The organism is Alcaligenes sp. AB3, assembly GCF_031844565.1.
Taxonomy (GTDB): Bacteria; Pseudomonadota; Gammaproteobacteria; order Burkholderiales; family Burkholderiaceae_B; genus Alcaligenes; species Alcaligenes faecalis.
The window spans coordinates 466,439-489,793 of the sequence record NZ_JAUZVM010000001.1 but is presented as its reverse complement, the minus strand read 5'-3'; the positions used below and the strand labels follow the sequence as shown (position 1 = coordinate 489,793).

Sequence of the window (23,355 nt, the reverse complement as noted above, 5' to 3'; positions counted from 1 at the left end):
ACTCCAAGGGCTTACAAAGGTGCCAGGGGGGCGATGGTCTCGGGCGCAACGGCTGCCGTATTCACGGGCGATTGCTGCACTTGCTCCAGCCTGTCTTGCAGACGGTCCATTTCACGGCGCAAGCGGTTGACCTCGCGACGGCGACGCATGACCGCGCCCACCATCAAAAGCAGCCCCAACACCAAGCCTAAAATAAACGCGGCCAGCATCACGACGATCAGGGGAACGTCTTGAATAATATGCTCGGCAAAGAAGCTGACCTGCACGGGTTCCGTGTTTTTCAGTGCGAACAGCAGCACGATCACAAAAACGAGCAGACGCAGTACCCAGACTAGATAGCGCATTTTTAGGGCTCCAACAGTGTTTTTATAATGTCTGATTGTACGTGCAAGCGGAATTTAGCGCACACGCAAAACAGGCCCTGTAAAGGGCCTGTGTAATCAGTGTGCAAGTAGGTCTTAACCGTGACGGACTCTCGCATTGAGCTGCTCAAAGGCAGACGACTGGTCGTCTGCTTCGATTTGCTCTTGCTCAAGAAAGACAGAATCGACTCGCTCGCGCAATTCCTTGCCCGCTTTGAAGTGAGGCACCTGCTTGCCAGGCACCATCACTTTCTCACCGGATTTGGGATTGCGCCCTACCCGCGGCGAGCGGGTAGAGAGCGAAAAACTGCCAAACCCTCGGATTTCGATCCGTTGACCGCTGGCCAGGGCCTGGGTCATAGAATCCAAAACCGTTTTCACGGCGAAATCCATATCGCGCAGAGCCAGCTGCGGATAGCGGCTGGCCAACAACGCGATCAGCTCAGACTTTGTCACGCTGATTAACCGTCGTCACGTTGCTGCTGGTCCAGCTTGGCACGCAGCAGAGCACCCAGATTGGTCGTACCGGACGAAGCGCTGGCTTCGGTCAGGCGGGCCATGGATTGAGCGGTTTCGGCGGTATCACGAGCCTTGATGGACAACTGAATCGAACGGGTCTTGCGATCCACGCTCAAGATCATGGTTTCGATTTCCTGACCTTCTTTCAGAGCCGTCGTGGCATCTTCAACACGACCCGAGGAGATCTCGGAGGCGCGCAGGTAGCCTTCAACGTCCAGCGACAGAGTAACAACAGCACCCTTGGCTTCTACCGACTTGACGACGCCGCTAACTACAGCACCCTTGTCGTAGGTAGCTACGAAGTTGTTGAACGGATCGCCTTCCAGCTGTTTGATACCCAGGGAAATGCGCTCTTTGTCGGTGTCGATGCCCAGAACCACGGCGTCAACTTCGTCGCCCTTCTTGAAGTTGCGAACGGCTTCTTCGCCAGTCTCGGACCAGGACAGGTCGGACAGGTGAACCAGACCGTCGATGCCGCCTGGCAGACCAACAAACACGCCGAAGTCGGTGATGGACTTGATGCCACCGCGAACCTTGTCGCCGCGCTTGAAGTTGATGGCGAAATCTTCCCATGGGTTGGCACGGCACTGCTTCATGCCCAAGGAGATACGACGACGATCTTCGTCGATTTCCAGAACCATGACTTCGACTTCTTCACCCAAGGTCACAACCTTGCGTGGGTCAACGTTCTTGTTGGTCCAATCCATTTCGGATACGTGAACCAGACCTTCGATACCGTCTTCCACTTCAACAAATGCACCGTAGTCGGTCAGGTTGGTAACCTTGCCGAACAAACGGGTGTTTTGTGGGTAGCGACGTGCCAGACCGATCCATGGATCTTCGCCCAGCTGCTTGACGCCCAGGGAGACGCGGCTCTTTTCCTGATCGAACTTGAGGACCTTGGCTTCGATTTCCTGACCCACCTGCAGAACTTCGGATGGGTGACGAACACGGCGCCATGCCATGTCGGTGATGTGCAGCAGACCGTCGATGCCGCCCAGATCCACGAACGCACCGTAATCGGTGATGTTCTTGACGATACCTTTGACAATAGCGCCTTCGGACAGGGTTTCCAGCAGTTTCTGACGCTCTTCGCCCATGGAGGCTTCCAGCACAGCGCGACGCGACAACACGACGTTGTTACGCTTGCGATCGAGCTTGATAACCTTGAATTCCAGGGTCTTGCCTTCGTATGGCGTGGTGTCCTTGACAGGACGCAGATCAACCAGCGAACCGGGCAAGAATGCACGGATGCCGTTGGTCATGACAGTCAGACCGCCCTTGACCTTACCAGTGATGGTACCGTTGACCAGTTCGCCGGACTCAAGCGCTTGCTCGAGGGACAACCAGGCCGACAGACGCTTGGCGCGGTCGCGGGACAGGATGGTGTCGCCGTAGCCGTTTTCAAAGGCGTCGATTGCCACGGAAACAAAGTCACCAGCTTGAACTTCCAGTTCGCCCTGATCGTTCAGGAACTCTTCCAGAGGGATCAGCGCTTCGGACTTCAGGCCAGCATTGACCAGAACGTAGTTGTGGTCAATACGCAGAACCTCGGCGGAGATAACTTCGCCGCTTTTCAGGTCTTGGTTTTTAATGCTTTCTGCAAACAAATCGGCAAAGCTTTCGCCGCCCGTTGCGTCTGTGTGAAGGTTAGTGGACATTAAATCAATCCGTTAGCCAAAATGGCCATAAAAAACACACCAGGCAGAACCCGGTGGAGTGAACAAAGCCCGATCAGCACGGGATTAGGCTGTCGGGACCGCAATACCCGACCAAAGGTCGAGCACCTTATTTACAACTTCCTGGATGCTGAGCTGGGAAGAATCCACAATGTGGGCACCCTGCGCAGGCACGAGCGGGGCATGAGTTCGAGAACGATCACGTTCATCGCGCGCACGCAAGTCCGCCAAAAGACTCGTAAGATTAGCAGAAATACCCTTTTCGCTCAACTGTTTACAGCGTCTTTGGGCTCGCACTTCGGCATCTGCCAGCAAAAATATCTTTAAAGGCGCGTCCGGGAACACAACTGTGCCCATATCGCGGCCATCGCCCACCAAACCGGGGGCAACGCGAAAATCCCGCTGACGTTGCAAAAGTGCCTCACGCACCAAAGGCAAGGCCGCCACCTGGGAGGCCAGATTCCCCACCTCCTCCTGACGGATGGCATCTGTAACGTCATCACCGTCCATATAGATATGAGGGTAGTCAAAACGCACGTTCAGGTTCTGGGCTGCACGCTGGACCTGGGCCTCGTCTTGCACATCTACGCCAGCACGCAAGCAGGACAAGGCTGTCAGACGGTACAAGGCGCCACTATCCAGCGTATGCCAGCCCAGCCGCTGCGCAACCAGAGAGGCTATCGTTCCTTTACCGGAAGCCGTAGGACCATCAATGGTGATGACGGGAATGGTCTGCTCTGTCATGCCTGCACCAATTGTTCAAAAACAGAAAAATACTCGGGGAAAGTCTTACTGACGCAGGCAGGATCCAGAATGGTGACCGGCACCGGGCCAAAGCTGGCCAGCGAAAAACACATGGCAATGCGGTGATCATCATACGTCTCGATACTGGCCGAACGCCATTGATCGGCCGCAACAGGATGCACAGTCAGCCAGTCCGGCCCCGACTCCACTTTCGCACCTAGTTTGCGCAGTTCGGCCTGCATGGCATCAATACGATCGGTTTCCTTGACGCGCCAGCTGGCGATATTGCGCAAGGTGCAAGGACCATCGGCAAACATGGCCATAGCAGCAGCTGTCATGGCCGCATCGGGTATGTGATTGAAGTCCAGATCAAAGGCCTTGAGCTTGTCGCCCTTGGCCACGGACAAGCCCGAGACAATCAACTCGTTGGCATGACGTTCGATCTGCGCGCCCATGGCCTCGGCCACATCCGCAAACTGAATATCACCCTGCAGGCTTTCCGTGCCTGCGCCCTGGATGCGCAGCGGCCCACCGCCTATCGCTCCTAAAGCGATGAAGTAAGAGGCAGACGAGGCATCTCCCTCCACCACATACAAACCGGGGCTGACATAGGCCGCATCAGCGGGCACGGTAAAGCTGCTCCAGGCATCACGCTCCACCTGCACACCGAAACGCGCCATCATGGCCAGCGTGATTTCAATATAGGGCTTGGAGATCAACTCCCCTTCCACCTCAATACGCAAAGGCTGTCCCGTGCGGGCGGTCAACAAAGGCGCGGCCATCAGCAAGGCTGTCAGGAACTGGCTGGATACCGAGCCTTTCACCGACACGCAACGCTGATCGGCCTGGGCCAATTCACCAATCGCCAAAGGAGGATAGCCCTCTGTGCCCAGATAGTGCACCTCAGCACCCAGGGTGCGCAGCGCATCGACCAGATCCCCGATAGGACGCTCGTGCATGCGAGCAATACCACCAAGATTGAAACGGCCGCCCATCAAACCCAAGGCAGCCGTCAAGGAACGAAAAGCCGTACCGGCATTACCCAAAAAAAGGTCGGCATCGCGATGCGCAAAAGGAGCCCCACCGTCGATTACTACTGTGCCCTGCCCCAGATCCTGTACCGCCACGCCCATTTGCTGCAGCGCAGCCATCATGACGCGGGTGTCATCCGAATGCAGCAAGCCTTCCAGGCGCGTTTGCCCTTGAGCCAAAGCGGCCAACAACAGGGCCCGATTGGAAATGCTCTTGGACCCCGGCAATTGCAGCTGTCCACTGGCGCGGCTGACGGGGTTCAAAACAAGACTGTCGCTCTGACTCATTGCAAACCACTCCTACTTGCCCAAAAACGGCGTGCCAAGGCAGCACGCTCTAAAAACTCGTATAAAGCCTGGCCATCCTGATCCTGCAAAGCCTGCTCAGCCTGATCCAGAGCCTGACGCACTTCCTGCAACTGGCCCAGGACGGCCTCGCGGTTGCTCAGGAAAATATCACGCCACACTTCAGCTGATCCGGCGGCAATACGGGTGAAATCCCGAAAACCTGTCCCTGCCAGGGCAAAACGCTGATCCGAGTTGGCGCTGGAGGCGACCTGCCACATGAAAACCGAGGATAAAAAATGCGGCACATGGCTGACTGATGCCAGCACTTCATCGTGTGTAGCCGGGTCCATCAACATGACCCGCGCCCCGCAAGCCTCCCACACGGCAATCAAACGCTCGCGTGCGCTGGCACTGTTTTCTTCCAGGGGGGTCAAAATGACGTTACGGCCGTCGTACAGATCAGCACGCGCCGCTTCAGGACCTACGGTTTCCGCACCGGCGATGGGGTGGCCGGGAACAAACTGGCCAATACGATCACCCAGTGCCTCACGTGCCACACTGACCACATCGACTTTAGTGCTACCTGCGTCACTGATCAGGGTATGGTCGCGCAGATGATGACGCAGGGTTTTCAATGCCGAAGCCATTGCACCAATAGGTGTGGCCAGCACAATCAGGTCCGCTTGCTGCGCGGCTTGTTCCAGCGTGACGACCTCGTCGATCAAGCCCAGTTCCTGGGCACGCCGCAAGCTTTTCAGCTGCCGACCTACGCCCAGTACTTTTCCTACCGCCCCGGAGCGCTTGAGCGCCAGGGCCAAAGAGCCGCCAATCAAACCGACTCCGACGACCGCCAGCACCGGAACCAAGGGCGGCGGCGCCATAGTTTCTGATGACGCTATCATGATTAATTCCGTTTCCTCTCAGGCCGTCCATGCTGCGCGTATTGCGTGAAATAGCACGAGCAAAACCGGGATATTGATGCAGACTTTGCCTGATTGTTGCGTGAACTCAGGCAAAAGGCCTTGAGAGGGGAAAAGCGCAACCTTCCCCACCCAGGCCTTTCTTGTTTCTGATGCTTAAAAGTCGTTTACGGGGTAAGAACCCAGAATCTTGAAAAAGGCGACTTGTTTCTTCAATTCAGCCAAGGCTGCAGCCATGGCGGGCTCATCACGATGGCCGATCAGGTCTACGTAGAAATAATATTCCCACTGTCCTGTCCGCGCAGGACGCGACTCCAGACGCGTCATGGACACACCATGAACCGCCAAAGGAGACAGCATGTCATAGACAGCGCCAGCCCGGTTGGGCACAGCCAGAATGATGCTGGTCTTGTCATTGCCACTAGGCAGGGACTCAATATTGCCGATAGCCAGGAAACGAGTGCGGTTGTGCGGATCGTCCTGAATACCGGCTTCTACCACGCCCAGATTCCAGGCGGTAACAGCGGTATTACCGGCAATCGCCGCCACGGTGGGATCGGAGGCCGCAATGCGAGCAGCTTCCGCATTGCTGGAAGCGGCTTCACGCAAAAGCTGGGGGTAGTGCTTTTGCAGCCAGTTCTGGCACTGCGCCAAGGCCTGCGGATGAGCCATCACACGGGTGACGCCTTCCATGGTGCCGGTTTGGGTCAGCAGATTATGGTGCACACGAATCGAGCGCTCACCCAGGACACGCAAGGGTGAGTTCAGCAAAAGATCCAGCGTGCGGTTCACGGCGCCTTCTGTCGAGTTCTCGACAGGCACCATGCCCACCTCAGCCTGACCCACTTCGACGCTGCGGAAAACCTCGTCAAAGGAATCGCATTGCAGACCATCCAAAGCATGGCCGAAATGCTCATAAGCGGCTTGCTCGGAAAAAGAGCCTTGTGGGCCCAGATACGCCACGCGCAATACGCTTTCCAGGCCACGGCAAGCAGAAATAATCTGCCCCCACACAGCTTCTACTGCTGCCGGAGTAAAGGGTCCAATATTTTCAGACTGAAGGCGACGCACAATACGTGCCTCACGCTCGGGCTTGAGGATGACTTCCTCTGTATTGAAGTCCTGCTTGATCTTGCCCACTTCCAAAGCCGCACGAGCACGCTCGTTGAGCAACTCCAGGATCTGGCGATCCAGCTCATCAATACGATTGCGCCAAGGGAGCAGGCGCTCAGTTAAGGTATTAGCCATTCCGTCGTTCAAATTCAGTCATGAAATCGATAAGTGCCTGCACACCCTCCAGCGGCATGGCGTTATAGATAGAAGCGCGCATACCGCCCACGCTCTTGTGCCCTTTCAGGGAGGTCAAACCCGCTGCCGTGGCTTGCTCCAGGAACAAGGCATCCAGCGACTGATCTCGCAACAGGAACGGTACGTTCATGCGCGAACGGTACGCCGGATGCACGGTGTTCGTATAGAACTCGGACGCATCCAGGAAACCGTATAAAGCTTCGGACTTGGCCGCATTGCGTGCCTGCATGGCAGCCACACCACCCTGGCGCTCCAGCCACTTGAACATCAGACCAGCCATGTAAATCGAGTAGGTCGGCGGCGTGTTGAACATGGACTGCTGTTTCTCGATGTTGGCGTAGTTGAACGCCGACGGGCACAGGTCCATGGCATGGCCCAGCAAGTCCTTGCGTATCATCATCAAGGCAATACCGGACATGCCGGCATTTTTCTGAGCACCGGCGTAAGCAACCGACACACGCGAGAAATCAATCGGGCAGGACAGGATGTTGGACGACACGTCGGCAACGACGGGCACATCCAGCTTCGGGATATCGTTGAACTCCACGCCACCAATGGTCTCATTGGTGCAGACGTGCAAGTAAGCCGCATCCGGACGCACGTCCCATTGGGAAGGCTCGGGAAACCAGGTCCAGGGCGCCCACTCTTTGCCCTGATCCTGCCAAGCCTGGCCGCTGGTACCGGCAACACGAATGTCGCCGTAGCGCTGAGCCTCTTCGCAGGACTTGACCGACCAACTGCCCGACAGCACGTAGTCCGCCTTGCCGCTACCGTTGCGCTGGATCAGGTTCAAGGGCAACAGGCCGTTCTGGCCTTGTGCCCCACCCTGAACAAACAGCACCGCGAAGTCATCGGGCACGGACAGCAAGGCGCGCAAATCGGCTTCCGCCTCGTCACGCACACCCATGTAGTCCTTGCTACGGTGGCTCATTTCCATGATGGACATGCCTGTGCCGTGCCAGTCGGTCATTTCAGCAGCGGCTTGTTCCAGCACTTCCAACGGCAGCATCGACGGGCCTGCCGAAAAATTCCATACACGCATTACTCGTTTTCCTCGCCGGAAGGGTCCGCCTGATCTTGGGCGGAATCAGTTTGATGGTCCTGCTCAAGACCTTCTGGCGCTTGACCGTCTTCAGCCAGCTCGGCATCGACCTCATCATCGGTCTCTACCACGCGGTACACACCAGACAGCTCGCTGTCGTCATCCACACTGATCAAGGTAACGCCTTGTGTGGCACGACCCATTTCGCGGATTTCAGCCACACGGGTGCGGACCAGCACACCCGCATTGGTAATCAGCATGATTTCGTCGGTTTCACGGACCAGCACGGCACCCACCACCTTGCCGTTACGGGCCGAGGTCTGGATGGCAATCATGCCCTTGGTGCCACGACCGTGACGGGTGTATTCGCCAATCGGAGTGCGCTTGCCAAAACCGTTCTCGGTTGCGGTCAGCACCGATTGCGTTTCGTCTTCGGCCACCAGCAGGGCGATCACGGACTGACCCTCTTCCAGCGTCATGCCGCGCACGCCACGGGCAGCGCGGCCCATTGGACGCACATCACCTTCGTCAAAGCGCACTGCTTTGCCGGCATCAGAGAACAACATGACGTCATGGACGCCGTCGGTCAGCTGAGCACCGATCAGGTAGTCGCCCTCGTCCAGGCCCACAGCAATAATGCCGGCCTTACGAGGGTTGGAGAAGTCGGACAGCGGGGTCTTCTTGACCGTGCCGCGCGAGGTCGCCATGAACACGAACTGATCTTCGCTGAATTCCTTGACGGACAGCACCACGTTGATCTTCTCGCCATCTTCCAGAGGGAACATATTGACGATAGGACGACCACGCGAGTTGCGCGAACCTTGTGGCACTTCCCAGACCTTGAGCCAGTACACACGGCCACGGTTGGAGAAGCACAGCAGGTAATCGTGCGTGTTGGCGATGAAGAGCTTGTCGATCCAGTCGTCCTCTTTCATGGCGGTGGCCTGCTTGCCACGGCCACCACGACGCTGGGCCCGGTATTCGGACAGCGGCTGGCTCTTGATGTAGCCAGTATGCGAGAGCGTCACCACCATATCCATAGGGGTGATCAAGTCTTCGGTATCCAGCTCGGTGGCGTTGTGCTCGATTTGCGAGCGACGAACGTCCTTGCCAGTCGCCGAGAACTCGTCGCGCACGGCGATCAGTTCGTCACCAATAATGGCAGACACACGAGCCGGGTTGGACAGGATGTCCAGCAAGTCAGCAATCTTGTCCATGACCTCGCGGTACTCCTGAACAATCTTGTCCTGCTCCAGGCCAGTCAGGCGTTGCAAGCGCATGTTCAGGATTTCCTGAGCCTGCACTTCGCTCAGACGGTACAGACCATCTGTGTTCATGCCAAATTCGGCACCCAGATCATCAGGACGGTAAGCCTGACGGCCCCCCACAATGGCGCTGGTGTCAGCACGGGCCAACATCTCGCGTACCAGACCGGAATCCCAGGAACGAGCCATCAGCTCGACACGGGCAACGGGTGGCGTAGGAGCGGCTTTGATGATTTCGATGAACTCATCAATATTGGCCAGGGCTACAGCCAGACCTTCCAGCACATGACCGCGCTCGCGCGCTTTACGCAACTGGAATACGGTGCGGCGTGTCACCACTTCACGGCGGTGGCTCAGGAAGTAATCCACCAACTGTTTCAGGTTGAGCAGACGGGGCTGGCCATCGACCAGTGCCACCATGTTCATCCCGAAGGTTTCTTGCAGCTGCGTATTCTTGTAGAGGTTGTTCAGCACAACTTCCGGCACTTCGCCGCGCTTCAGTTCAATGACCAAACGCATGCCGTCCTTGTCGGACTCGTCGCGAATATCGGAGATACCCTCGATGCGCTTTTCGTTGACCAGCTCGGCAATACGTTCTTGCAGCGACTTCTTGTTGACCTGGTAAGGGATGGCGTCGACCACGATGGCCTGACGGTTGCCCTTTTCCATGTCTTCAAAGTGCGTGCTGGCACGCATGATGACGCGGCCACGACCCGTGCGATAGCCTTCGCGCACACCGGACATGCCATAAATAATGGCGCCAGTCGGGAAGTCGGGGGCCGGGATGTATTCGATCAGTTCATCAACCGTGCACTCGGGGTGGCTCAGGCAGTACAGACAGCCATTGACCACTTCAGCCAGGTTATGCGGCGGAATATTGGTGGCCATACCCACGGCAATACCCGAGCTGCCGTTAACCAGCAGGTTGGGCAGACGCGAAGGCAACAGGGCCGGTTCTTTCTCGCTGCCATCATAGTTAGGCACGAAATCCACGGTTTCCTGATCGATATCGGCCAGCAGTTCGTGGGCGATCTTGGCCAGACGGATTTCGGTGTAACGCATGGCCGCGGCGTTATCCCCGTCGATGGAACCAAAGTTACCTTGTCCGTCGACCAGGGTGTAGCGCATGGAAAAGTCCTGCGCCAGACGCACGATAGTGTCATAGACGGCAATGTCACCATGAGGGTGGTACTTACCGATCACATCACCGACGATACGAGCCGACTTCTTATAGGCACGATTCCAGTCGTTATTGAGTTCATGCATGGCGAACAGAACACGGCGATGCACGGGCTTCAAACCATCTCGCACGTCGGGAAGAGCACGGCCCACAATCACGCTCATGGCGTAATCGAGGTAGCTGCGGCGCATCTCCTCTTCAAGCGAAACGGGAAGCGTCTCCTTGGCAAAGGAATCCATAGGTCAATTCTTTATAGATATGGGTTAAGCAGTAAGCCAGCCGTAAACGGACAAGAGGAAATTCTAGCACTTTCACATAGAGGGACGCAGCGTAGCGCGGCAACAAGGCGAGCGATAGGTGATTGAAACAGTCGATTCACCAAAAATCCTTCATCCACTAATCGTATCGATCATGGATCAGAGCCATGGCCCCACCCTCATCCTGTTGCCTAAAACCAACAATAACGGGAAAGAACAAGGCTAATTCCACGCATCTTCGCGAATCGTTCCTTGTCCCCCTCACGCATGCGGCCGAAATGTCTTAAGATTCGACCTAACACGCATGAAACCCAGCGCAAGCAAGTCTTTGTTCCGTTCAAAGGATTGCTATACTGGTTCCGTTAATCAGCGGCAGGGGTTCGCTGCGGTCACTTAACAGCATCAGCTCAACGAGGAGAAATATGAACAAACCCTCCAAAATCGCACTTGTACTCGCCATTGCCGCCGCATCGGCCACTAGTGCAGTTTCCGCACAAGAGTCCGGCGAAGTTAACAACTGGCGCAATCCGTTCGGCGACGTTTGGAAAAACGGCACCAACGAACTGTGCTGGCGCAACAACTTCTGGACACCTGCTACAGGTATTCCAGGTTGTGACGGTGTGCCCGTTGCCCAAGCCCCCGAAGCTCCTGTCGTCGCTCCTACCGTCACTAAAGTGACCCTGAACGCTGACACTTTCTTCGACTTCGACAAATCCACCATCAAGCCAGAAGGCCGCCAGGTTCTGGATCAAGTGGCTGACACTGTTCAGTCCATCGATCTGGAAACTCTGATCGCTACCGGTCACACTGACTCGATCGGCGCTGAAGCTTACAACCAGAAGCTGTCCGAGCGTCGCGCCAATGCTGTTAAAGCATACTTGGTCAACAAAGGCGTACCTGCTGACCGTATCTACACCGAAGGCAAGGGCGAAGCTCAGCCCGTGGCGTCCAACAAGACCCGCGAAGGCCGTGCTCAAAACCGTCGCGTAGAAATCGAAATCGTGGGCAACCGCAAGTAATTCTTGCTGCATCACGTATTTCTGTAGCTAAGGCTACAATTAAGGCTCCGCTTTTGCGGGGCCTTAATTTTTTTGGATGAGCCATGACCGCTTCCACCGTCACTAACGTCAATGTCGATCCCGCAGAGATCGATAAATTCAGTGCACTGGCATCCCGCTGGTGGGACCCAGACAGCGAATTCAAACCGCTGCACGCCATCAACCCCTTGCGTCTGGACTGGATTTTGTCCTACACCGGCTCCCTGGCGGGCAAACAGGTCCTGGACGTGGGGTGTGGTGGCGGAATTCTGTCAGAAAGCCTGGCTCAGTCCGGCGCTGACGTCACCGGCATTGATCTGGCCGAACGCTCCTTGAAGATTGCCCGTCTGCACAGCCTGGAGTCGGGTGTGCCGGTCAAATATGAAATGATCAGCGCCGAAGACATGGCCGATCAGCACCCCGGGCGTTTTGATGTGGTCACCTGCATGGAAATGCTGGAACACGTCCCTGATCCGGGCTCCATCATTGCGGCTTGCGCCAAGCTGGTCAAACCCGGTGGCTGGGTCTTTTTCTCGACCCTGAACCGTAATCCCAAATCCTTTTTATTCGCCATCGTGGGCGCCGAGTATCTCTTGCGACTGATCCCCAAGGGCACCCACAGTTACGAAGGCTTCATCAAGCCCAGCGAGCTGATTTCCTCGGCCCGTCGCAGCGGTCTGGATGCCCTCGCCCTGAAAGGTCTGGAATACAACCCGATTACCGAGCACTATCGCCTGTCCGGCGACACCTCCGTCAACTACCTGCTGGCCAGTCGTCGCCAAAGCTAAGTCCTCATGAATAAACTGGTTCTATTCGATTTTGACGGCACCCTGGCCGACTCTGCCCCGGATCTGGCTGCTACGGCCAATCGGATGCGCAAGGAACATGGCCTGTCTGAACTGCCTTACGAAGCGCTGCGGCCCTATGCCTCGCACGGCGCTCGTGGTCTGCTCAAGGTAGCGCTGGATATCAATACCGATCATCCTGACTACGCGCAGTTGCGAGCGCAGTTCCTGCAGGACTATCACGATCACATGACGGAGTTGACCCATTTGTTTGAAGGCGTGGCTCCCATGCTCACGCAATTGGAGCAGGCGGGCTACACCTGGGGCATTGTCACCAACAAGCTGGAATACCTGGCCCTGCCACTGATTCGTCACCTGGGCCTGGCAGAGACGTGTGCCGTCACGGTAGGCGGCGACACGACCCAGCACACCAAGCCGCATCCCGAGCCCCTGTTGTACGCGGCTAAAAAAGCCGGTTTTGCGCCGGCAGACTGCCTGTATGTAGGCGACGATTTGCGTGATATTCAAGCTGGTCAGGCGGCCGGCATGGCGACCATGGTTGCCGCCTACGGCTATTGCGCTGGCGACGAAAGTATCGGCACCTGGCAGGCTGATCTGACCGTGCACCACGCCAACGATATTTGGGAAGGCGTAAAGCGCTGGGCAAATGGCCAACTGCCCCGCCCCACTCCGCTGGCCTGTTGAGTAGGCTTAGGGCAGCAGCTCCGACAGGCGCTGCTGCATCCACACAGCCACAGGTGCTAAGGATTGCCCCTGTCGCCACAAGATCTGCACCGGCAAAGGCGGCAAGGCCAGTTCCTTGCAATGCAGCTGCGCTAATTTATTGCGCAGGTTTTCATACTCCGCAATATTCAAGGGCAGAATCGCCCAGCCCAAACCATCAGCCACCATATCGGCAATCACATAAAAGCTGTCCGAGCGCCACACGCTGGGGCTGACCACCGTCTGTTCCACCCCTTCAATATGAATCAGCAGCTGTCTATGCGCTGTCAGTTCCTTACGACTGACCTGCTGTTGACTGGCCAGCTGGTGCGTACGCGCAACACAAATCGCTTGTGGTACGGCTCCGATATAGCTTTGCGCAAAAGAACTGGCATCGGCCCCACGATCAAACTGAATGGCTACATCCGAGCGCCCCTCGGCAAGGTAATCCATGACCTCGGATGCCGTCCCGTTCCAGATCGTCAACTCCAGCGCAGGCCAACGTACGGCCAGCTCTTTCAGCAATAAGCGCAGGGGCTCCTGCGGCAAAGCCTCATCCAGACCAATTTCCAGGCGGGCCGACTGTCCCTGTGACAAATCCAGAGCGCGACGATTCAAACCGTCTGCCTGACGCAACAAGGCCTTGGCCTCAAGCAACATGATTTCACCTGGCACCGTCAGACTCAAGGTTCGTCTTGAGCGATCAAACAGCTCCAGATTCAAATCCGCTTCCAGCAGAGAAATCGAGGTGCTGACCGCGGACTGGACCTTGCCCAGCTCTTTGGCCGCTTGGGTCATGGAGCCGGTTTCAGCCACGGCTACAAAGTGTCGAATACGTTCTAAAGTCCAATCCATTTATCTATTTTATAGATGCTAATCAACTTTGTCTGTTGATAATATTGATAGATCATAATGGCTTTCCTACCCTTCTGGTTCCCTATGTTGCACAGCTCGATTACCCATCAAGCCCAAACTGCTCCCCTGTCTCCAAGCCGTCGCTGGTTGATCCTGGCGATTGTGTCGGCAGCCCTTTTGCTGATTGTGGTGGACATGACGGTGCTCTACACCGCCCTGCCCCGCTTGACGCATGACCTGCAGGCTTCGGCCTCGGACAAGCTCTGGATCGTCAACAGCTATGCCCTGGTCGTCTCCGGACTGCTCCTGGGCATGGGCACCCTGGGCGACCGCCTGGGTCACAAACGCCTGTTTCTGTCTGGCCTGGCTACCTTTGGGCTGGCCTCGATTGCGGCAGCCTACTCCCCCAACCCAACGGCCTTGATTGCCGCACGTGCGTTTCTCGGGGTGGCCGCCGCCATGATGATGCCAGCCACCTTGTCGCTGATACGCATCACCTTTCACGATGAACGCGAGCGTGCGGTAGCTTTTGGTGTCTGGTCGTCGATTGCGTCAGGCGGAGCCGCTTTCGGTCCGGTCCTGGGCGGCTTCTTGCTGGAGCACTTCTGGTGGGGGTCGGTCTTTCTGATCAACGTCCCTATTGTCTTGATCGCCTTGCCCTTGGGCTGGCTGCTGGTTCCCCGCTCTACACCGGACACCTCCCGCCCCTGGGACATCAAAGGCTCTTTACTGATCATGGTGGGGCTGGTGGCCAGCACCTTGGCAATCAAGGAGATGGGCAAGCTGCACATCAACTGGAGCTTGACCGCTATCGCCCTTCTGACAGGCATTGCCTTTCTAAGCTGGTTTGTCCGTCAACAAAATCGCAGCCCATTTCCTTTACTGGACTTTTCCCTGTTCAAGGACTCCACCCTGAGCACGGCCGTGCTGGCTGCACTGACGGCCTCAGCGGCCCTGATTGGCATGGAGCTGGTCTTTAGCCAACGCTTGCAACTGGTGCTGGGTTTCTCGCCCCTGGAAGCCGGTATGGCAATTTTGCCTTTGCCTCTGGCCGCTTTTGTAGCGGGTCCTCTGGCCGGTCGTTTGCTGGTCGTCATAGGCAGCAAGTACCTCTTGATGGGCGCGCTGAGCCTGGCTGGAGCGGGCATGGCCACGTATCTGTTGTGGCATAACAGCGCACAGTTTCTGCAAGTGATCAGCCTGGTCATGCTTGGACTGGGTGTAGGGGCAGCCATGACCGCCGCCTCCAGCACCATCATGCAAAGCGTACCGCCTTCACGAGCCGGGATGGTGGCCTCAGTCGAGGAAATGTCTTATGAGCTGGGTGGAGCACTGGGCGTGACCATTATGGGGAGCCTGCTGTCCTTCGTGTACAGCGCCAGCCTGATTCTGCCGCAGAACTTGAGTGGCCGAGTCCAGGCCTACGACAGTCTGGATCAAGCCTTGTTGATGGCAGAGACCATGCCGCAGGATCTGGCCCTGACCTTGAGTGAATTGGCCCGCGATTCTTTTGACAAAGGCTATGTCGCCGTATTGGCCAGTTGTACAGTCTTGCTGCTGCTGGCAGCCTTGGCTGTCTGGTACTTCCAGCGTAACAAGCCCAGCCAAACCAGTTATTCCCACTAATCTTTTTGCAACAGCGCCAACTTGTCGGTCTGAGCAGCCCAGTGCTCATGATCCGGCAAGGGCGCTTTTTGTTGAGTGATGCGCTTCCAGGCCGGGTTCTCGCTCAAGGTCCGATTCAGCTCCACGTAGATCTGCTGATCGGGTGTCACATCCTGATCACTGACAATCGCCCCCACCGGACACTCCGCCACACAGATAGAGCAGTCAATACATTCGTCAGGATGAATGACCAGGAAATTCGGGCCTTCAAAAAAGCAATCCATAGGACACACCGTCACGCAATCGGTGTACTTGCACTGGATACAGGCTTCCGTCACTACATAGGTCATGACACGGCTACTTCAACAAATAAAGACTGGGCATAGCATAACAGCTGAACATGAACGTCATGTTTTCGCTGTCGGCCATGCCCCGTCTATTCGGCCTGAATGCAAACCGTCCTGACACGGCCCGCACCGCTCATGGCCTTAAACAGCAGGCCCCTTCGCTGGCAAGAACTGGAAGGGTTTGGCTGGCTTGAAGTGCTCCAGCGCTTCACCCATATAGACCGTGCTTTGCTCAGGCCCCAGATCCAGCTTCATGACCTTGCCCGTCTCGGCCGAAAAGTCGACCTTTTTCATATCCACCCAGAACGCACCGGGGGACAGCACCGAATCAAAGTAGTACAGGCTGCGCTGGTGGTCGAACACCGTGCGCCAGCGTGTCGACGAGTTATTGGGCTGATCGGGCACGGTCATGCCGTAAGGGGTGGACGCATTACGCATCACGCTCAGCACGCTGGCCACGGCCTTGTCATCGCTCAGATTGCGTGGCACAGCATCAATGTAGAAAGAAGCGCGAGCAAAGCGGTCGGCAGCACGGCTGGTGCCCGGCAACATATTCATGCCTCCTACCGACTGCCAGTAATCACGAATAGCCAATTGCTGGTCAAAAGTCGGCGAGTTCGTCATCACCTGATACTTGCGGCTGTGGTGGATATGCTGCTTGCCATCGATGTACTCAATAATGGCGCTATCACCCGAGGAGTCCGACATGGACAAATGCAAGGTCGCCAAACGCTCTTCATTGGGAACCTTGTCGCTGATCACCACGAAGGGGTTCTTTTCCAAGGCAGCCACCGCTTCAGCCACCGTTGCGAAGTTATCCAGAACATATTGCCCCCACAAGGACATGCTCAAGGTTTTGTCACCTTTTTGAGGGGTGGGGTACTCCGACTCCACCAACCACAGCAAGTTGACGTTCAGTCCCTTTTCATTTGCACCGTCTGTCGAGGCCAGGTCGTAACCCGAAGCAATCACGCTGCCATATTTGGATGTCCATTCAATCGACGAGGGACCTGCTTCACCGCTGCGCTTGGCGCCACGAGGAAAAATCCAGAGGTTGGTTCCAACGTCCAGCTTCCAGTCCATGGAACGACCGGTAATCACCTGACCGTTATCACCCAAAAAAACAGCTCGAGTACACGCCTGAGAGGCCGCAGGCACCAAAGCCAGCCCAACTGCGCAAGCCAGCAAAGTACGACGACATTTTTTTAGCAACATCTTTCTCTCCAGAGACGGCTAGCCGCCCAATCAATGAAACAAAAAACCGACTGTGTGCACAGCCGATACATTGGACACGGGTGTAACAAAAACAGGATTAGGACAGCGCGTCAAGCCAAGTGACAAGTTGTGGCAGAAGACCTACAGATACATGAAAAAGAGCTCTCTTGATTTGAGAAACACAGCGTTTAGATAATAATAACTGTTCTCATTATTGTTCCTTCTTCTGAGTTTTATGTCTCCCCTGTTCCCTCTCTCTCCGGCTACCCGTGCCGTAGCCATTCTTGCTGGCTCCATCGCTCCTTTCTCCTGTACCTTGGCTCAACAAAGCGTCAACCAGCTCGACAATATCGTGGTGACTGCTTCCGGCTTTGAGCAAGCGGTTCAAGATGCCCCCGCCTCCATCAGCGTCGTACCACGTGCCGAACTGGAAAAGAGAGCCTACCGTGACGTCACAGACGCATTACGGGATGTACCTGGCGTGGTAATCACAGGTGGTGCAAGTGGTAGTGATATCAGCATTCGAGGCATGGCGTCGGCCTATACCCTGATCCTGGTTGACGGCAAGCGACAAAACTCGCGTGAGACACGTCCCAACAGCGATGGTGCCGGTATCGAGCAGGGGTGGTTACCCCCCATGCAGGCAATCGAACGCATTGAAGTGATCCGTGGCCCCATGTCGTCCTTGTATGGCTCGGAAGCCATGGGCGGTGTGATCAACATCATTACCCGCAAAGTCCACCAGGAATGGACCGGATCCTTACGTACGGAAGGGACCGTCCAGGAGGACTCCAAGTCCGGCAATATTTATCAAGGCAATTTCTATCTGGCAGGCCCCATCAAGAAAGACATGTTGGGCCTGCAGATTTATGGTCAGGAATCCCGTCGCAACGAAGACGAAATTCTTAACGGCTTCAATAAGCAGAACACCTCCTCGGGTACCGTCAAGCTGACCTTGACCCCTTCGGCCAACCACGACTTTACCGCCGAGTTCTCCCGTACTCTGCAAGAGCGTACGTCTACGCCTGGCAAGAGCATGGCAGCTGAAACCTGCGGCAAGAACGGTAAATGCACACCCAACGAAATCTCCACCAGCAAGTATTCGCGCAATGTGTTCTCTTTGGGCCACAACGGCCGCTGGGGACAAGCAGTCTCCAACACCTACGTACAACGTGAAGAGATTGATAACCCCGGCCGTAGCATGTTCCTGAAAAACACCGAGTTCAATACGCAATGGAGCCTGCCTTTGGGCAACCATATGCTGACCTCGGGCTTTCAATATCTACATGAGCAACTGCGTGACACCAACAATCAATACAAACCAGATGTCAGCCGCCTGAGCCGCGAGCAATGGTCTGTCTTTGCGGAAGACGAATGGAGCATGACCGACAACTTTGCCCTGACCGGCGGCGTGCGCATGACTCACGACGAGAACTATGGCAATCACTGGACACCCCGTCTTTATGGTGTCTGGCATGCCACCGAGCAGCTGACGTTGAAAGGCGGCGTCTCCTCCGGCTTCAAGGCCCCTTCCCTGCGTTCTGCCGTGGCGGACTGGGGGCAGATCACAGGTGGCGGCGGTGGCGTACCTGCTGTGATCGTTGGCAACCCGAATCTGAAGCCGGAAAAGAGCCTCAGCCAGGAACTGGGCATTGTTTGGGACAACCAGAACGGTATGGTCAACAGCCTGACGTTCTTCAATACCAATTTCAAAGACAAGATCTCTGAAACTCGCCGCTGTACAGATCCGGATGGCCTGCCTAACTGCCACGTTTTCCCAGGTGATCAAGGCTACAAATTCATCAGTGACCGCGTCAACGTAGACAAGGCCATCATGCGCGGTGTGGAAGCATCCACAACCTGGTCAATTACTGATGACCTGCGCCTGGCCGCCAACTACACCTATACCTACTCCAAGCAAAAGAGCGGGGACTTCTCCGGTCAGCCTTTGAACAAGATGCCCAAGCATATGTTTAATGCCACCCTGGATTGGGATGCCAATGAACAGCTGGGCTTGTGGACTCGCGTCAACTACCGTGGCAAGACTTCGGACTACCTAAGCCGCACCAGCATGGCTCAAGGCACCCCATCCTTCACTTTCCTGGATGCCGGCCTGAACTACAAAGTCAACAAGACCACCACGGTTGGCTTTGGGGTCTACAACATCTTTGACAAGCGCGTCACGGATGAAACCTTTGATGCTGTGTATGACGGCCGCCGTTACTGGGCTCAGCTCACCGTCGGTTTCTAAAAACACCGCTTCATGCAAAATCAAGAAACGGCCCTTCACGGGCCGTTTTTACATGTCAGCTCAACCCAGCCGTTCAAAACTCCAGGCAGTCAAAAAAACCCGGCAATCTTACATAGCTGTCCATGAGCTGATCAATCAGATACGCTCTGTCTCGGGTTTCCAGAGCCAGCAGGTTTTCCCGGTAGTCTTCGTCGGCCAAACCAACCGCACTGCGGCCGGGATCCACTCGGGCACCAGCCAGAAGCTCGGACAACTTGGGGTCTAGCAAGCCCTCCAGGGCAGCGCGCAAGGTCAGCTCTTGGTCAGTGAAACCGACTTGCCCGCCCTGGCCAGCGTGTAACGCCGCTTGCACTAGGGGCAACAACTTATCAATATCTTGCTTGCTAAGGTAAAACACATGCATGACGCGTTCTCCACGGATTGGTGATCGGCTAGTCCAGCATACCGAAAGAAACAAGACTGGCGCTAGTACGCCATCATTTACAGAATTAAAAAGGGGGCCCATGACAATAATGCGTAAACTCACTCACTCCCGCTGGTTCCTGCTGGGATTATTGCCATTGGCGGCCTTGGCCCACGCTCAAGCGACGGATCCCAATCCGGCTCCGTTGCCCGAAACCAAGGCTGGGGGCTCTCCACGTTACGCATTGCAAATCACCCCCTACACCTGGATTACCGGCTTGTCCGGGAAGTCTTCTCCGTTTAAACGCGCCCCCTCGCTGGATATCGAAAAGTCCTTTTCCGATGTACTGCACGATCTGCGTGCCGCCGCCTTTCTGAACACCTGGGCGCGGCGCGACCGCTACGTAGTCAATAGCGACCTGCTCTACGTCAACACGCGTGAAAGCGAGGTGGTGGGAGGCTTGCCCTTGGTAGGCGCCGCCCAGGGAATAGTAGACACGCGCCTGTTCATGGCGACCTTGCAAGGCGGGTATCGGGTCTATGACACCGAACAGGCCAGCATCGATGCACTGGCCGGTTTTTCGTATTGGGATATTCGCACCCGCGCCCATCTGAGCACAGCGGGCCGGACCAGACACCACGAAGAGAGCTTCAACTGGGTGGACCCCATGATCGGACTGCGTGCGTTCTACCGCTTCACACCCGAGCTGTCCACTCATGCGCAAGTACATCTGGGCGGCTTTGATGTGGGCTCACGTCTGAGCTATCAGGCCACGCTGACGCTGAACTACGACCTGTCGGAGCATTTCTCCCTTGCGGCCGGATACAAACTGCTGGATGTGAACTATCGTCGCTCGGGCCATGTCTTCGATACTCGCATGTCCGGTCCCGTACTGGGGCTGAGCTGGCGGTACTGATTGCACGTCAAGGGGCGGCCAGGACCGCCCCTTTACACCTCAGATCAAGCCATACCATCTACCTGATGACGACGCTCCCAGAAACGCGAGGCCACCTTGCCAAGCAAGTCGTCCCCTGTCTTGATAACAAACACCCCCTTGTCCACGGACACACCAGCCCGATCCAGCAAAGGCTGAGCGGCACCGTTGTGACCAATGGCCTTCAAGTGCCCATAAGCATCTGCCACGAAATCAACCGCGGCCTTGTTATTACACAGCTTTGAAGCCTGCTCCTGTGTCAGCAGCAAGGCGACCGCATCAAACAGGACCGAAGGGGCACCTGCGATCTTTTCATCGGCAGCCAACTGGGTACCGTCCGACAAGGTCACCCCTCCGACCTGCGGAGCAATCAGCTTGACGGCCACACCGGCCTCTTGAGCGCCGGTCAGCAACATCTCCAGCAAGCCCTTATCCGCCCCATCCGTCACCAGAATACCCAGCATCCGACCTGCAACAGGTGTTTTTTGAGCCAATATGGACAAGGCTTTGGAGGGCGTCATATCCACGGGTTTGCGAGCCGGTTTGGCAGGCGACGGCAAATCCAGGCCCAAGCCCTGGGCCGCTCGTTTGGCCAGATCCTCATCAATCACACGCATATGCGAGAGCACTCGCACACGAACATGGTTAAGTTGAACCTTGGATAGCTCAAAGACCAAACCGGCAATCAGGTGCTCCTGCTCGACTTCCGTCTGCGAACGATAAAACAAACGGGCCTGACTGTAATGGTCAGCAAAAGACTCCGCCCTTACCCGCAGTTTCACCCCATCGTCTACCGTGCTGGGGAAGCTGCGAAACCCATGGGCCTGAGCACGGGGCCCAGCCGACTCGCCCGCCTCATCCAGGCTGTTAGGCTCATAGGTCGCACGTCCTTTGGGAACGTGAGTTTGCATCATGCCGTCGCGCTGCATGTTACTGAACGGACAACGGGGCGCATTAATGGGAATCTGATGAAAATTGACCGTTCCCAGACGAGATTTCTGTGTATCGAGGTAGGAGAACAAACGGCCTTGCAACAAAGGATCGTCCGTAAAGTCGATGCCCGGAATAATGTTGGACGGCAAGAAGGCGACTTGCTCGGTCTCTGCAAAAAAGTTGTCGGGATAACGATCCAGCACCATGCGACCTACAATTTTGACCGGCACACTTTCTTCGGGAATAAGCTTGGTCGCATCCAGCACGTCGTAGTCCTGCTTGTCGGCCCATTCCTGATCGAAAACCTGCACGCCAAGCTCCCACTCCGGGAAGGCTCCGCTTTGAATGGCCTCGTACAAATCGCGGCGCAGGTAATCCGAATCGGCGCCGGAAATCTTGACTGCCTCATCCCACAAGGTCGACTGCAGACCCTGTTTGGGCTTCCAGTGAAACTTCACAAAGTGCGACTTGCCCTTGGCGTTTACAAAGCGGAAGGTATGCACGCCAAAGCCCTGCATCATGCGAAACGAGCGCGGCAAGGCTCGGTCCGACATCAACCACATAACGGTATGCAAGGACTCGGGCATCAGGGAGACAAAGTCCCAGAAGGTGTCATGAGCTGACGCTGCCTGAGGAAAGCCCCGGTCCGCCTCCGGCTTGACGGCATGCACCAGGTCGGGAAACTTGATGGCGTCCTGGATAAAAAAAACGGGCATATTATTGCCCACCAGATCCCAGTTCCCTTGCTCAGTATAGAACTTGACGGCAAAGCCACGCACGTCACGCGGCGTGTCTTTGGAGCCTTTGGAACCGGCTACCGTTGAAAAGCGGCAGAACACCGGCACCCGATGGCCTTCCTTTTGAAATACACAGGCCTGGGTCAATTCCGGAATGGCTTGCGTACATTCAAAATAACCATGCGCCCCCGTGCCGCGAGCATGAACGATTCGCTCCGGGATACGCTCATGGTCGAAATGAAATATTTTCTCGCGCAGGACAAAATCTTCCAGCAGAGTCGGGCCACGCGCCCCAAATCGCAAGGAGTTCTGATTGTCCGATATGGGCGTGCCATGGTTGGTCGTCAAGCCAGTATGGCCAAACTGATGCAACTCCCCGCCTTGACCCACGGCATCCTGATTGGTCCTGGCTGCGGATTTTTTCGTCACCATATGTCCTCCAGTCGAGTCATATAACAAACCCCGCTCCGCAGGTTTGACTTCAGCAGTGATACGCAACGATGTGGTGTTCAGGCGAAAAAAACAAACCAGGCTGACAGAGTGTCCCAGCACTGGGCATCAAGACCTCAGCAGCAGGGTTTGTCTGAACGATGAGCATGAGCCTGCCATCACCGCGCGCTCCAAATAAACGACGTCGCTGGCACATCAAACCCGGACGTGCCATGCCTCAAGCTCGCCAACTCCTTCGGGATGCACCATGTTCATCCTGCGAATATTGCAGCTTGAAACAAGGGACAGGCACCCCGTCCTGCTAGGGTGCCCTTGGAAAAAGCCTAGGAGTTTTAATGACTTGATGTGCGAACCAATCTCTCGAAACGTAAACAAGCATGTCCACATTTTTTCGTGACAGGCCGGTAACTGTCCGACTAGCACTGGCATCATGCCCGCGTCCTCGCTCTATACTGAGCACGCTTTAGCGGCTGCTCAAGCGCATG

At 56.2% G+C, this 23,355-nt stretch carries 20 protein-coding genes; 6 read left to right on the top strand and 14 right to left on the bottom strand.

Going from position 1 to position 23,355, the window contains the following annotated elements:
* Nucleotides 1-11 precede the first annotated feature (11 nt).
* From Q9R35_RS02295 to gyrA, 9 genes are all read right to left on the bottom strand, one after another.
* On the bottom strand, nt 12-344 hold the full coding sequence (locus tag Q9R35_RS02295; protein WP_042481713.1) for a lipopolysaccharide assembly protein LapA domain-containing protein: 333 nt from the start codon (nt 342-344) through the stop codon (nt 12-14).
* Nucleotides 345-458: 114 nt separating this feature from the next.
* Nucleotides 459-818 carry an integration host factor subunit beta gene (locus Q9R35_RS02290; RefSeq protein ID WP_026482971.1) on the bottom strand — a complete coding sequence of 120 codons (360 nt, stop codon included), beginning with the start codon at nt 816-818 and terminating at the stop codon, nt 459-461.
* A gap of 5 nt (nt 819-823) precedes the next feature.
* Nucleotides 824-2,542, bottom strand: coding sequence for a 30S ribosomal protein S1 (gene rpsA / locus Q9R35_RS02285; RefSeq protein ID WP_022983279.1), 1,719 nt, complete (start codon nt 2,540-2,542; stop codon nt 824-826).
* Between the two features lie 84 nt (nt 2,543-2,626).
* Complete coding sequence (gene cmk / locus Q9R35_RS02280; RefSeq protein ID WP_063690708.1) at nt 2,627-3,304, bottom strand: (d)CMP kinase; 678 nt, start codon at nt 3,302-3,304, stop codon at nt 2,627-2,629.
* The gene (gene aroA / locus Q9R35_RS02275; RefSeq protein ID WP_063690710.1) at nt 3,301-4,623 is read right to left on the bottom strand and encodes a 3-phosphoshikimate 1-carboxyvinyltransferase; all 1,323 of its coding nucleotides are present in this window, start codon (nt 4,621-4,623) and stop codon (nt 3,301-3,303) included. Before aroA ends, cmk begins: the two co-directional genes overlap by 4 nt.
* On the bottom strand, nt 4,620-5,504 hold the full coding sequence (locus Q9R35_RS02270) for a prephenate dehydrogenase/arogenate dehydrogenase family protein (protein WP_311219450.1): 885 nt from the start codon (nt 5,502-5,504) through the stop codon (nt 4,620-4,622). Before Q9R35_RS02270 ends, aroA begins: the two co-directional genes overlap by 4 nt.
* Before the next feature lie 195 nt (nt 5,505-5,699).
* Entirely contained in the window at nt 5,700-6,791 is a 1,092-nt protein-coding gene (pheA, locus tag Q9R35_RS02265) for a prephenate dehydratase (RefSeq protein ID WP_042481733.1), read from the bottom strand.
* Complete coding sequence (serC, locus tag Q9R35_RS02260; protein ID WP_045930132.1) at nt 6,784-7,893, bottom strand: 3-phosphoserine/phosphohydroxythreonine transaminase; 1,110 nt, start codon at nt 7,891-7,893, stop codon at nt 6,784-6,786. Before serC ends, pheA begins: the two co-directional genes overlap by 8 nt.
* A complete protein-coding gene (gene gyrA / locus Q9R35_RS02255; RefSeq protein WP_311219292.1) occupies nt 7,893-10,577 on the bottom strand; it encodes a DNA gyrase subunit A in 2,685 nt (894 codons plus the stop codon). The genes serC and gyrA overlap by 1 nt, the downstream gene beginning before the upstream one ends.
* Nucleotides 10,578-11,017: 440 nt before the next feature.
* Here gyrA and ompA point away from each other — a divergent pair, with 440 nt between their 5' ends.
* The 3 genes from ompA to gph all read left to right on the top strand — a co-directional run bounded on the left by ompA (nt 11,018) and on the right by gph (nt 13,122).
* Nucleotides 11,018-11,614 carry an outer membrane protein OmpA gene (gene ompA / locus Q9R35_RS02250; RefSeq protein ID WP_009464175.1) on the top strand — a complete coding sequence of 199 codons (597 nt, stop codon included), beginning with the start codon at nt 11,018-11,020 and terminating at the stop codon, nt 11,612-11,614.
* An 83-nt stretch (nt 11,615-11,697) separates the two neighbouring features.
* On the top strand, nt 11,698-12,420 hold the full coding sequence (gene ubiG / locus Q9R35_RS02245) for a bifunctional 2-polyprenyl-6-hydroxyphenol methylase/3-demethylubiquinol 3-O-methyltransferase UbiG (RefSeq protein ID WP_009464176.1): 723 nt from the start codon (nt 11,698-11,700) through the stop codon (nt 12,418-12,420).
* Between the two features lie 6 nt (nt 12,421-12,426).
* The gene (gene gph, locus Q9R35_RS02240) at nt 12,427-13,122 is read left to right on the top strand and encodes a phosphoglycolate phosphatase (RefSeq protein ID WP_026482976.1); all 696 of its coding nucleotides are present in this window, start codon (nt 12,427-12,429) and stop codon (nt 13,120-13,122) included.
* A 6-nt stretch (nt 13,123-13,128) separates the two neighbouring features.
* On the opposite strand, the gene Q9R35_RS02235 is transcribed toward gph, so the two are convergent.
* A complete protein-coding gene (locus Q9R35_RS02235; RefSeq protein ID WP_063690715.1) occupies nt 13,129-13,995 on the bottom strand; it encodes a LysR family transcriptional regulator in 867 nt (288 codons plus the stop codon).
* A gap of 84 nt (nt 13,996-14,079) precedes the next feature.
* Between Q9R35_RS02235 and Q9R35_RS02230 the strand changes: the two genes are divergently transcribed.
* Nucleotides 14,080-15,621: an MFS transporter gene (locus Q9R35_RS02230; protein WP_042481753.1), complete on the top strand. Its 1,542-nt coding sequence runs from the start codon at nt 14,080-14,082 to the stop codon at nt 15,619-15,621.
* On the opposite strand, the gene fdxA is transcribed toward Q9R35_RS02230, so the two are convergent.
* On the bottom strand, nt 15,618-15,950 hold the full coding sequence (gene fdxA, locus Q9R35_RS02225; RefSeq protein WP_042481756.1) for a ferredoxin FdxA: 333 nt from the start codon (nt 15,948-15,950) through the stop codon (nt 15,618-15,620). The genes Q9R35_RS02230 and fdxA overlap by 4 nt on opposite strands.
* A 138-nt stretch (nt 15,951-16,088) precedes the next feature.
* Nucleotides 16,089-17,162 carry a linear amide C-N hydrolase gene (locus Q9R35_RS02220; RefSeq protein WP_042481758.1) on the bottom strand — a complete coding sequence of 358 codons (1,074 nt, stop codon included), beginning with the start codon at nt 17,160-17,162 and terminating at the stop codon, nt 16,089-16,091.
* A gap of 235 nt (nt 17,163-17,397) precedes the next feature.
* Here Q9R35_RS02220 and Q9R35_RS02215 point away from each other — a divergent pair, with 235 nt between their 5' ends.
* The gene (locus Q9R35_RS02215; protein ID WP_311219291.1) at nt 17,398-19,413 is read left to right on the top strand and encodes a ligand-gated channel protein; all 2,016 of its coding nucleotides are present in this window, start codon (nt 17,398-17,400) and stop codon (nt 19,411-19,413) included.
* Between the two features lie 73 nt (nt 19,414-19,486).
* Here the strand turns inward: Q9R35_RS02215 and Q9R35_RS02210 are convergent, their stop codons facing one another.
* Nucleotides 19,487-19,816 (bottom strand): hypothetical protein, encoded by a 330-nt coding sequence (locus Q9R35_RS02210; RefSeq protein WP_063690717.1) that lies wholly within the window; start codon nt 19,814-19,816, stop codon nt 19,487-19,489.
* Nucleotides 19,817-19,925: 109 nt separating this feature from the next.
* Here Q9R35_RS02210 and Q9R35_RS02205 point away from each other — a divergent pair, with 109 nt between their 5' ends.
* On the top strand, nt 19,926-20,732 hold the full coding sequence (locus Q9R35_RS02205; RefSeq protein WP_311219290.1) for a hypothetical protein: 807 nt from the start codon (nt 19,926-19,928) through the stop codon (nt 20,730-20,732).
* A 44-nt stretch (nt 20,733-20,776) separates the two neighbouring features.
* Here Q9R35_RS02205 and Q9R35_RS02200 read toward each other — a convergent pair whose 3' ends face one another.
* Nucleotides 20,777-22,852, bottom strand: coding sequence for a catalase (locus tag Q9R35_RS02200; RefSeq protein ID WP_311219289.1), 2,076 nt, complete (start codon nt 22,850-22,852; stop codon nt 20,777-20,779).
* Nucleotides 22,853-23,355 lie beyond the last annotated feature (503 nt).

Bases quoted from the DNA above. Each gene is read 5' to 3' on its own strand.
- Q9R35_RS02295 (WP_042481713.1), bottom strand. From the start codon at position 344: ATGCGCTATCTAGTCTGGGTACTGCGTCTGCTCGTTTTTGTGATCGTG.
- rpsA (WP_022983279.1), bottom strand. From the start codon at position 2,542: ATGTCCACTAACCTTCACACAGACGCAACGGGCGGCGAAAGCTTTGCC.
- cmk (WP_063690708.1), bottom strand. From the start codon at position 3,304: ATGACAGAGCAGACCATTCCCGTCATCACCATTGATGGTCCTACGGCT.
- aroA (WP_063690710.1), bottom strand. From the start codon at position 4,623: ATGAGTCAGAGCGACAGTCTTGTTTTGAACCCCGTCAGCCGCGCCAGT.
- Q9R35_RS02270 (WP_311219450.1), bottom strand. From the start codon at position 5,504: ATGGCGCCGCCGCCCTTGGTTCCGGTGCTGGCGGTCGTCGGAGTCGGT.
- pheA (WP_042481733.1), bottom strand. From the start codon at position 6,791: ATGGCTAATACCTTAACTGAGCGCCTGCTCCCTTGGCGCAATCGTATT.
- serC (WP_045930132.1), bottom strand. From the start codon at position 7,893: ATGCGTGTATGGAATTTTTCGGCAGGCCCGTCGATGCTGCCGTTGGAA.
- gyrA (WP_311219292.1), bottom strand. From the start codon at position 10,577: ATGGATTCCTTTGCCAAGGAGACGCTTCCCGTTTCGCTTGAAGAGGAG.
- ompA (WP_009464175.1), top strand. From the start codon at position 11,018: ATGAACAAACCCTCCAAAATCGCACTTGTACTCGCCATTGCCGCCGCA.
- ubiG (WP_009464176.1), top strand. From the start codon at position 11,698: ATGACCGCTTCCACCGTCACTAACGTCAATGTCGATCCCGCAGAGATC.
- gph (WP_026482976.1), top strand. From the start codon at position 12,427: ATGAATAAACTGGTTCTATTCGATTTTGACGGCACCCTGGCCGACTCT.
- Q9R35_RS02235 (WP_063690715.1), bottom strand. From the start codon at position 13,995: ATGGATTGGACTTTAGAACGTATTCGACACTTTGTAGCCGTGGCTGAA.
- Q9R35_RS02230 (WP_042481753.1), top strand. From the start codon at position 14,080: ATGTTGCACAGCTCGATTACCCATCAAGCCCAAACTGCTCCCCTGTCT.
- fdxA (WP_042481756.1), bottom strand. From the start codon at position 15,950: ATGACCTATGTAGTGACGGAAGCCTGTATCCAGTGCAAGTACACCGAT.
- Q9R35_RS02220 (WP_042481758.1), bottom strand. From the start codon at position 17,162: ATGTTGCTAAAAAAATGTCGTCGTACTTTGCTGGCTTGCGCAGTTGGG.
- Q9R35_RS02215 (WP_311219291.1), top strand. From the start codon at position 17,398: ATGTCTCCCCTGTTCCCTCTCTCTCCGGCTACCCGTGCCGTAGCCATT.
- Q9R35_RS02210 (WP_063690717.1), bottom strand. From the start codon at position 19,816: ATGCATGTGTTTTACCTTAGCAAGCAAGATATTGATAAGTTGTTGCCC.
- Q9R35_RS02205 (WP_311219290.1), top strand. From the start codon at position 19,926: ATGCGTAAACTCACTCACTCCCGCTGGTTCCTGCTGGGATTATTGCCA.
- Q9R35_RS02200 (WP_311219289.1), bottom strand. From the start codon at position 22,852: ATGGTGACGAAAAAATCCGCAGCCAGGACCAATCAGGATGCCGTGGGT.